At 45.8% G+C, this 9,682-nt stretch carries 7 protein-coding genes; 4 read left to right on the top strand and 3 right to left on the bottom strand.

Annotated elements, in window-relative coordinates; all coding sequences use genetic code 11:
* The coding region (locus QUB16_RS32090) for a DUF4347 domain-containing protein (protein ID WP_333322349.1) at positions 1 to 2,249 on the bottom strand (2,249 nt) is incomplete at its 3' end.
* Between the two features lie 650 nt (positions 2,250 to 2,899).
* On the opposite strand from QUB16_RS32090, the gene QUB16_RS32085 reads away from it, so the two are divergent.
* On the top strand, positions 2,900 to 3,124 hold the full coding sequence (locus QUB16_RS32085; protein ID WP_333322348.1) for a hypothetical protein: 225 nt from the start codon (positions 2,900 to 2,902) through the stop codon (positions 3,122 to 3,124).
* Positions 3,125 to 3,188: 64 nt separating this feature from the next.
* Here the strand turns inward: QUB16_RS32085 and QUB16_RS32080 are convergent, their stop codons facing one another.
* Positions 3,189 to 3,593, bottom strand: a complete 405-nt coding sequence (locus tag QUB16_RS32080) for a DUF4347 domain-containing protein (RefSeq protein ID WP_333322346.1) — start codon at positions 3,591 to 3,593, stop codon at positions 3,189 to 3,191.
* A gap of 489 nt (positions 3,594 to 4,082) precedes the next feature.
* Positions 4,083 to 5,570, bottom strand: coding sequence for a hypothetical protein (locus tag QUB16_RS32075; RefSeq protein ID WP_333322344.1), 1,488 nt, complete (start codon positions 5,568 to 5,570; stop codon positions 4,083 to 4,085).
* A gap of 74 nt (positions 5,571 to 5,644) precedes the next feature.
* Here QUB16_RS32075 and QUB16_RS32070 point away from each other — a divergent pair, with 74 nt between their 5' ends.
* The 3 genes from QUB16_RS32070 to QUB16_RS32060 all read left to right on the top strand — a co-directional run bounded on the left by QUB16_RS32070 (position 5,645) and on the right by QUB16_RS32060 (position 9,264).
* A complete protein-coding gene (locus QUB16_RS32070) occupies positions 5,645 to 7,306 on the top strand; it encodes a glycosyltransferase family 39 protein (RefSeq protein WP_333322342.1) in 1,662 nt (553 codons plus the stop codon).
* A 523-nt stretch (positions 7,307 to 7,829) separates the two neighbouring features.
* On the top strand, positions 7,830 to 8,432 hold the full coding sequence (locus QUB16_RS32065; RefSeq protein WP_333322340.1) for a Uma2 family endonuclease: 603 nt from the start codon (positions 7,830 to 7,832) through the stop codon (positions 8,430 to 8,432).
* A 223-nt stretch (positions 8,433 to 8,655) separates the two neighbouring features.
* Positions 8,656 to 9,264, top strand: a complete 609-nt coding sequence (locus QUB16_RS32060) for a transposase (protein WP_333322338.1) — start codon at positions 8,656 to 8,658, stop codon at positions 9,262 to 9,264.
* Positions 9,265 to 9,682 lie beyond the last annotated feature (418 nt).

The raw sequence follows: 9,682 nt of genomic DNA, 5'->3' as shown, positions 1-9,682 counted from the left end.
GTCGGTGTGGGAGTCGGAGTCGGCGCGGGCGTCGGAGTTGGCGCCGGAGTCGGTGTGGGAGTCGGAGTCGGCGCGGGCGTCGGAGTTGGCGCCGGAGTCGGTGTGGGAGTCGGAGTCGGCGCGGGGACGACACTACCTCCCAATTCAAAAGAGCCGCTGTCCACGATCGCACCTGGAATGCTGTCGCCATCTTGAGGGCGAGTCACGCCGCGCTGATCCGTAGCAGGTGCGTCGGTGGCAATCCCTTTATCAATTGCCGGACTTCCTGTCAGCAGCGGCCTGACTAAAGCGCCGTTGATGTTTTGCAAAGGGCCAAGTAAGGGGTCTGCGATCGTAATACTTGCCGTCGCATTGACATCGCTTCCGTCATTGGGGTTTTTGGCCGGCCACTGAAAATTCCCTCCTCGATCGCTATATTGGGCGGTGACGTGTTGCTGAATGCCCCAAGGGTTTCCTCCGTTAGCCGCTGTATTGTTGGAAAGAATCGTGTTTTTGAGGGTGACATTATTGGCAGCGGCGAAGATACCTCCACCAACCCAGCCTGCAGAATTATCGGCGATCGTCGTGTTGAGAATGGTTGTGGGTGCACCAAGAGTCATTGCACCGCCGAGTTTGTTGAAATCACCAGCAGCAAACGCCGTGGAGTTGCCAGAAAACGTACTGTTAGTAATCGTAGTAGGGGCATTTCGCATCCACAGGCCGCCACCTTGATTGGCGGCTTTGTTGCCCGCAAAGGTGGTGTTGGTAATGGTCAATCCCTGGTTGGTGCTGTCGCTCAAAATCGTTACCCCACCACCGTTTCCAGCATTTCCACCGTTGGGTAGCGCCAGAATTTCGTTATTTTGGAAGGTGCTCTTTTCCAAAATAACCTTGTCTTGGCTGCCGGTGAACAGATAAGCTGCGCCTCCTTCACCTCGACCTTTATTGTCTTGAAATACGCTATTGGTAATCTTAATTGTGCCGGAAGCTTCGCTGGGATTGCTGGCTCTGTCTGTGTAAACTGCGCCGCCGAAACCTCTTAAGAAAGAATTGGGCTGCCCTGTGGCGAAAGTGGCTGCTGTGGTGTCGTTGCCGATGAATCGGGAGTTGTCAATTGTCAGCTTACCTTGAAGGCTGTTAATCGCCCCGCCGTTAATTCCTTTGTTGTTGGTGAAGTCGCTGTTTGTGACTGTAAAAGTTTTGGAACTCAAAAAGCCGATCGCACCTGCACCGCGTTCATCGTTAGCGGAGGTGGCTACGTTGCCAGTGAATTTACTGTTGGTAACAGTCAGGGTATTGTTGAAATTACCAAAAATTGCGCCACCGCCTTTATCGGCGACGTTGTTGTTGAACTGAACGTTTTCTACTGTGAGGTTTACTTCGTCGGTTGTGCCGATCGCGCCACCTCGATCGGTAGTTTTGCCGTTAGTAATAATGAGGTTTTTGACCACAAAATTAGTAGCAGTCGCAACGTTGGCGTTGACAAAAAACGCGCGGGATGCGTTGTTGCCACTGATAGTTAAACCCGCTGCTGCGGCGCCGTCAATGGTGATGTTTTTGCCAACGGGAATATCTAGTTGACCGCTGGTGAGGGTAATGGTTTGGCTGGCTAAACCTGGGGCGAAGGTAATTATATCGCCGGCAACAGCCGTGGCGATCGCAGCCCTTAATGAACCCGGCCCGCTATCGCTATTGTTGGCTACTACGATCGTAGCTAAATCACCTTGGTAACTTGCCATAGCCTCTGGCTGCAAGGCTAAGGGAGATTCAATTTGACCCTTAGCAAATTCTAAATTCCAGTCGCCGCCACGGCCAGTTATGTTGGTGGATGCCGCAACGTCAGCCCCGGTTAATTGACTGAATCGATCGAGGAAATTAGCACCTGTACCGCCTGCTACATCGCAGCCGTACACCATGAAGTCTGCTTGTGGGGCTAGTGAAGTTTGCCACTTTTCCAACTGGCTTTTGTATTGCTCTATGTTATCTGAACCCAGAGCGGTATTGCCTAATTGTAAGCTGCCAGAACTGCCGTGAGAAATAATGTGAACAGAATCTATCGCCCCGTTAGTAGAGGCGTATTTGTCCATCTCCGAGGTGATTTGTTCGATGCCGTTTTTGGTGCTATCGAGTATTACTACCTGCTGTCCCGGCAGCACTCCCGCTGCAATTGAATCGTAATCTTTAACGCCGGAGTCAATGAAGACTAAGGAGCGCACTGGCCGTTTTTCAAAAGCAGATTGTGAGTTAACTTGAGCGAATGTAGAACTCATATTGGAGACTCCATTAAGGGCATTATTAGTAGATACACCCCGGAGTTATCTCATCAGCCTTATTTCATTATATCTTAACACCCAATTTGGAAATGGTGTCATTTTAAAAATATCTTTATTGATTTATTTTACTCGGTCTTTGCATTTTTCCTTTTGACTATAATGGAAATTCGAGCCTCTATCTATGGGAATAGATCGCAATATTAATCGGGAATCTTGAAATAAACTAGGTTCTATTATCCAATTTTTTTTGACCTTATTTTGCTAATAGTAGGCTGAGTTGAGGGATGCGGAAATAGTGGAGGTAATTCACCCCCGAATAACTCCTCTTATATTTAGTAGTTTTTATTTGAGTGTGAGATTTTACGTAGAGGCACAAGGCACTAGAGTTTCCCTAGCTGTATTTCATCCAAGGGAAAACTGAATTATGTAGGGCTTGCTGAATTCTATATGCTTTGAAGTTGCTAGGTTTGCGATACACCCAAATACTGATTACCATGATGTTGGGTCGCATTTACTAACAGTCAAAACGGTCTCAGATTAAGTGGAACCCATCGCTGGAAATCAATTGGCTTATGGGGTGCTACCGACACTGTGAGGACTGCCATCCTCACTACAAACGTGATTCAAATTATTCAGCGGGAGTTGATATGATTGCTGATTTAGTCGGGAGCATCTCACCTTTGCAGCCCTCCGCTAGAAATTGGAGTTTTGAGGCAGGAGGCAGGAGGCAGGAGGCAGAAGGAAAGAGGCAGAAGGAAAGAGGCAGAAGGAAAGAGGCAGAAGGAAAGAGCCAGAAGAAGTATTTTTACAAATATGAGATGCTCCCATTGAGTCAGCTCAAATCGTTGATTGCGATCGCGCTGCGTCCATAATTACAATTGTATTCGGGTTCAGTCGCCCTCGGTACGTTCCATACCCTGCATTAAATTACTCTGCTTAATTAGCAAACAGTCGATCGCGCCCACCGCCGTTGCTGAGTGTATCACTATCTCGATCGGCATAACACGAACCAAGTCCGCTGTTTTGAGTCAGATAACTATGCGATTTTGGCAATTGACTTTTGTATGGTTCTAGGTAATCTGAACTGAGGATAACAAAGCCTAATTGCAGTTGGTTCGAGCTGCCGTCAGAATTTGTGCGAACTTTGTCAATCTCTCTAAGGATAGAGGCATATTTTTGAAGTGCCGAGGTAATTTTCTCGATGCAGTCAGATTCCCCAGCCAAAATTCTGGAAACAAAATATCCACCTTCATTGATGCTGGAGTCCTTGAATGCAAAGCTTTTGGATGGGGAATTTGCGTATTCCGAGGCGGGAGTCGTTTCCCTTAAAGAAGTCAACATATTCCGTCCTCCAAAAGTGTGTTTAGCGGTAGATACAGCCTTGGAGTCAGAGCTTCTGAAACTGCCAGCGACCTTGTTTATTTCGCCCATTCTTATTTCACCTATCTATCAGTTTGCCCTATTTCTGCAGCACTGCCATCCGCGATCGCACGGAATTTATATTCTGCGTGTTTTCCCTTACTTCCGGCAAACGCGCAATTACCGATCGATCCGGTATCCTATCCGTGATCCCACTTTCAAAAAAGAATCCAACTGTAATATCATGTCCGAGCGATTAACCATAATATCCCGGTCGGGGCGGGTTTTTGAGATTGTCAATTATTGGCAGGTATTGTTCGTGAACCCGCCCCTACAACAATCGCGGTCGCACGACCGGACATGATATAAGCCGGTGCTTCAAACCTCGATAGTCTTCAGTCATTCCCCCACCTAAAATCTAAAATTTAAAAGGGTATGACACTTAGTAGATTGGCCTCGCAACAGCACCGCTCAAGATTCTGTAGAAGATGGCGGTTTTTTCCCTGCATTGCGAATATTAATAATCTTGTTGAGCGCCTCAAACCAAAAAGCAGCCCCCATAGAAATAGCTACGCCGCTCAATATCCAACCAAACAATCTTGCAATCAAAGCCGGCCACAATAAATTCCCCTGCTTATCTCGTTCCAAGCTGTTCTGTTCGCTCCATCCAAAAGGCAGAGCTACCTCATCCAAAGCTATATCTACATCCTTTTGAACTTTTCTCAGACTTGGTAAATTATCTAATTTAGTCCTAGCATTTTTTTCCACCAACTGCTCAGCGTACACATTAACAGTCGATCGCAACATCGAATCTTTCGACAACCGATTAATAATATGAATGGTATCAGCATTAGCAGCGACAGCGATCGCAGTTCCGAGCAAAATCGCCACCCCTCTGGCATTCCGCTTGTAAACACCAGAAGCACGCTCCATCGATTGGTCAAACCAAATTTCAATTTCTTTCTGAAACCGCTGCAACTGCTCTTGAGTATCTCCGCCGCCTTTTTCAGCGCGCTGCGCTAAAATATAAAGGCTGCGTTTCAAAGATTCTGGCATACGGTCCAAGGTTTCTTGGATTTGTTGATAAATCGGACTCTCCTCTTTTAGCTCCATAATTTCTGCTACAGAATCTTGACTTTTTTTAACAGTATTTAACAGATTGCTGAAACTCGGTTGCAGTTGCCCCAGCAGCGCCACACGCTCAATTGGGCTGTCAAAACGAGCCTTCACAATTGCCATCTGCCTCTGAAATTCTCTACCTGCTACCTCGGTTTCTGGTAGATAAACCTGAGAATCCTTAATATAAAATCCTAGCTTTTCCGACATCCGATCTAAGCTGTTGTTCAAACTGGATAAATTGTGTTTATAATCTTCAACAACTCGATTAAACTCCGCAGTCAGCCACCTAAATTCTTGCTCAATAATCGGTTTAGTAGCATCCGGCAAACTCAGATTTTCTCCAATATGTTTAATTTGTGCTAATTGTAAATCTTTAAATCTTTCCAATCTGGTTTTAGAGATAGAGCTGAGCAAACTAGAAACCTTTAAAGTCTCCAAAAGGCTAGCAGAAAAACACTCGGCTGGAATATAAGAAGGCCCACTGGATTTATTGCCGAAAACATTTTTAGTACCCGTAACTCCGTGGTAAAAATCCCCCATGCGGTGCGTAACAGAGCGGAATCCCTCTGATAAAAGCCCTTTCGCTCCCTGATTCAAATCTTTGATAATCGGATTGGCGTAAATCGAATGGGCTAACTGTCCGACTCTCTTAAATTGCAGGGGATCTTTCGCGGATTCGCTGCCGCCAGAAATCAGCACTTCGATCGACTTCTTTAAATGTTCCGCCCGCCACTGCCAAACAGTAGCAATCAGTTCCTGAATTTCAGAAGCTAGCAAGCTTAAAGTCAGGTAGATAAATACTAAGCCAATGATAATATCTATAATTACAGGCAAGTTCATGGTATTTTCCTAGTTGCAAATAACTGCTGTCTAAGTTTACCCTCAGTTTGGGACGCTCAAAACTCTCTTAACTTATGTCAGAAATCTTTCCATTCCTTGGCCGCAAACCGAAAAATCGCTGGAATGACAGCTTTACAGACAAAGTGTGGATGCTGGCTTTTCTGTTGGCTGCAGTGCTGATTTTCGGGCTGAATCTGGGCGGCGTGGCTTTGCGGGATTGGGATGAAGGCATTGCAGCGCAGGTAAGTCGCGAAATTTGGCGCGGCAACTTAAATTGGCTGTATCCGACGATCGACTCTATGCCTTATTTGAACAAACCGCCGCTGGTACACTGGCTAATCGGGCTGTGTTTTGCCGTCGGCGGTGTCAGCGAATTGACGGCGAGGTTGGCACCGGCGATGCTGACAGCGGCTTCAGTGCCCCTGCTTTACGCCATTGGCAGGGAGTTGTTTCCTCCGCGTTCGATCGCCATTTTTTCTGCCCTCGTTTATCTGACGCTGTTACCGGTGGTGCGGCATGGACGTTTGGCGATGTTGGATGGGGCGGTTTTGTGTTTTTTGCTGGCGGCGATGTGGTGTTTGCTACGATCGCGCCGGGATTTGCGCTATGCTTTGGGCGCGGGGATTGGCTTCGGACTCATTTGCCTGACTAAGGGCGTGATGTTGGGGCTGCTGCTGGGTGGGATGGGCTGTATTTTTTTGGTTTGGGATACCCCGCGACTCCTCACTTCTGGGTATCTTTGGGGCGGATTGGCGATCGGAACTTTGCCAGTAGCTGCTTGGTATTTTGCCCAATGGCTGCACTACGGCCAATATTTCATCCACACTAATTTAGTAAACGAATCTTTCCGGCGCATTTCGGAACCTGTAAGCAGTCACAGAGGCCCGCCTTGGTATTATCTTTTAGAAATTTTTAAATTAGCTTGGCCGTGGCAGTTATTTTGGCTACAAGGGCTGCGTCTGAGTTGGGAAAATCGCAGTTTTGCCGGGCCAAAATTAGTATTGGTTTGGACTGGAGTATATCTGCTGGCTATTTCTGTGATGACTACTAAATTGCCGTGGTATGTTTTGCCAATTTATCCAGCTTTTGCTCTTGCTGTTGGCAGTTATCTCGCTGAAGTTTGGGAGCAACTGTGGCTGCCGCCAGAGCCGATCAAAGAGGAAGCAGAAGAACGTTTTGATGCTATTTCTTTGTTGCCTCATCCCGCGATTTTGGCAATGCTGGCTGTGGTTGCTGTCGTCGGTTGCGTGTACTTCAGTGGCTGGGTACGGATCGGGGGACAAATTGCCCCTCCAGAGCGAGATTTGCAGTTAATGCTGATGTTTGTAGCTTTGACAATGACAATGGCGGCCGTGTTGCTGCACCGCAAAGACCGGCAGTTTATATTAGTTTTAATTTGGGGAACTTACCTGACGCTGTTGGTATTGATGGCTTCTGATAACTGGGTTTGGGAACTGGCGGAGGATTATCCGGTTAAGCCGATCGCCGAAATTGTCCGCACAGGAACTCCGGCCGGTCAACAGGTGTTTACTTCTCACCGCTTGGGCCGTCCCTCGCTGAATTTTTATAGTCAACGCCAAGTTATTGTCGCCGACGCGCCGACGCTCAAACAGAAATGGCAAACTCTTCCTCAACCTTATTTTCTGTTAGAAAAACCAGTTTTAAAACATTTAGGTTTGCAGAATGCTGAGATTGTCAAAACAGCGGACGATTGGGTTTTGGTAACTCGAAAATAAGCGTGTTTCCCCAAATTACCGTAGGGGCGGGTTCACCAACCATTTATGTCAGAAACCAACAATATAATAAACCCGCCCCCACCCAACGACAAATCTCGAAAATAAGCGTGTTTCCCCAAATTACCGTAGGGGCGGGTTCACCAACCATAATCGGCTCAGACCAAAAATCTCGAAAACCCGCCCCCACCCAACGACAAATCCGAATCTACATTTTTGGGATGCAATCGCATATCAGATAAATCTAGGCGATCGGCTGTGTGCGGACGAGTTTACCAACAATTCATGTGAGAAACCAACAATCTCAAAAACGGGAGCATCTCAGTTTTGCATTTACAGTGCGAGCGTCCCCGCTCGCCTATTGTACAATACGCGAGCGGGGACGCTCGCACTACAATAAAAAAAATGCTTTTTACAAAACTGAGATGCTCCCTCAAAAACCCCCTACACAAACTCAACCTTAAAAAGCTTACCCAAAAATGTTACACTAAACAAAAGTCTCAGTTAAATGCTCTCTAATAGAACTATGCAACTTACTGAACAACGATACTACTCGATCGAGGAATATCTAGCACTAGAAGAAGCTGCTGACTACAAAAGCGAATACATTGACGGTGAAATATTTCCTATGGCCGGTGGCTCTACCAATCACAATCAAATAGCTGGGAATTTCTATGCCGCGTTAAATTTTGCTTTCAAGACTGAGGATTATGATGTTTTCATGAGCGATGTCCGCTTGTGGATACCCAAGAAGCGCATCTATACCTATCCCGATGTGATGGTAGTATGTGGGAAGCCGGAGTATTATAATAACCGCACCGATACGATTACCAATTCCAGGGTAATTATTGAGGTTTTGTCAGCTTCTACTAAAGGATACGATCGCAGCAAAAAGTTTGAGGGATACCGCACGATTCCCACTCTTGAAGAATACTTATTGATCGACCAAAATCGGAGATATATCGAACATTTTTCTAAGACGGATGATAAGCGATGGTCGTTTGCTGAGTACAATGAATCGGATGAGACGATCGCACTTGCTTCAGTATCCTTTGAAATTGCTGTGGCAGATATCTATAATAAAGTTAATTTTGAACAAGTAGATCAAGAAAATGCACCTGAAAAATGATTGTAGGGGCGGGTTCACCAACCATCTGTGCCACTAATTAAGAAAATAAATAAACCCGCCCTGCCCAACGACAAATCCGAATCAATATTCTTTGCATTCGATCGCACATCAGGTTAATCTAGGTTATTGGTTGGGTGGGGGCGGGTTTATCTAGATTGTCTGCTGGTATTAAATATTATTCGTAAAACCCGCCCCTACCGCCTGTGTTTTTGGGAAAAAGATTATGAAATACGATCGCAACAAACACCACCGCCACTCAATTCGCCTGCCTGGATATGATTATACGACTCCCGGTGCGTATTTTCTCACTATTTGCAGTTGGCAGCGTGAATGTTTATTCGGCGAAGTCATTGATAATACAATGCAATTGAGTCCCTATGGTAAAACTGTTTTATTCAATTGGAGCATTCTTCCCAAACGTTATCAAAATGTGGCATTAGATAATTTTATTGTGATGCCAAATCACGTCCACGGGATTATTTTTTTGAAAGACAGCCCAGAAATAAATTATACAGAATCGGATAAATTGGCGCTGAGAAAATCCAAAATCCATCCTTTATCGGAAATTGTGCGGGGTATGAAAACATCTTCAGCGCGGCGAATTAACCAAATGCGATATTTGACTGGCGTATCAGTTTGGCAACGAGGTTATTACGAACATATCATCCGCAATGAAGAATCATTAGTTGCTATCCGGGAATACATCATTAATAATCCTTGGTCGTGGGCAAAAGATGAATTATATCCTCATAATTCAGTCAAAATTAATGAATCTAGCACACTGTCGATCGAATGTAATGGCAAATCTTATCTACAGTCGATCGTACTATAACATTGTGTCGATAGCCCTCCGGGGCGGGTTTTACCAACAATCTATGTGAAACACTAACAATCTCAAAAACCCGCCCCCACCCAACCACAAATCGGCATCTACATTTGTGAAATACGATCGCACATCAGGTTAATCTAGGTTATTGGTTGGGTGGGGGCGGGTTTATCTAGATTGTCTGCTGGTATTAAATATTATTCGTAAAACCCGCCCCTACAATCGCCTGTAGGGGCGGGTTTCACCAACAATCTATATGAGAAGCCAACAATATCATAAACCCGCCCTGCCCAACGACAAATCCGAATCAATATTCTTTGCATTCGATCGCACATCAGGTTAATCTAGGTTATTGGTTGGGTGGGGGCGGGTTTATCTAGATTGTCTGCTGGTATTAAATATTATTCGTAAAACCCGCCCCTAC

Origin of the sequence: Microcoleus sp. D3_18a_C4 (assembly GCF_036702415.1) — a bacterium.
Classification (GTDB): domain Bacteria; phylum Cyanobacteriota; class Cyanobacteriia; order Cyanobacteriales; family Microcoleaceae; genus Microcoleus.
The sequence above is the reverse complement of the archived record's forward strand: the minus strand, read 5'-3'. Positions and strand labels throughout refer to the sequence as shown.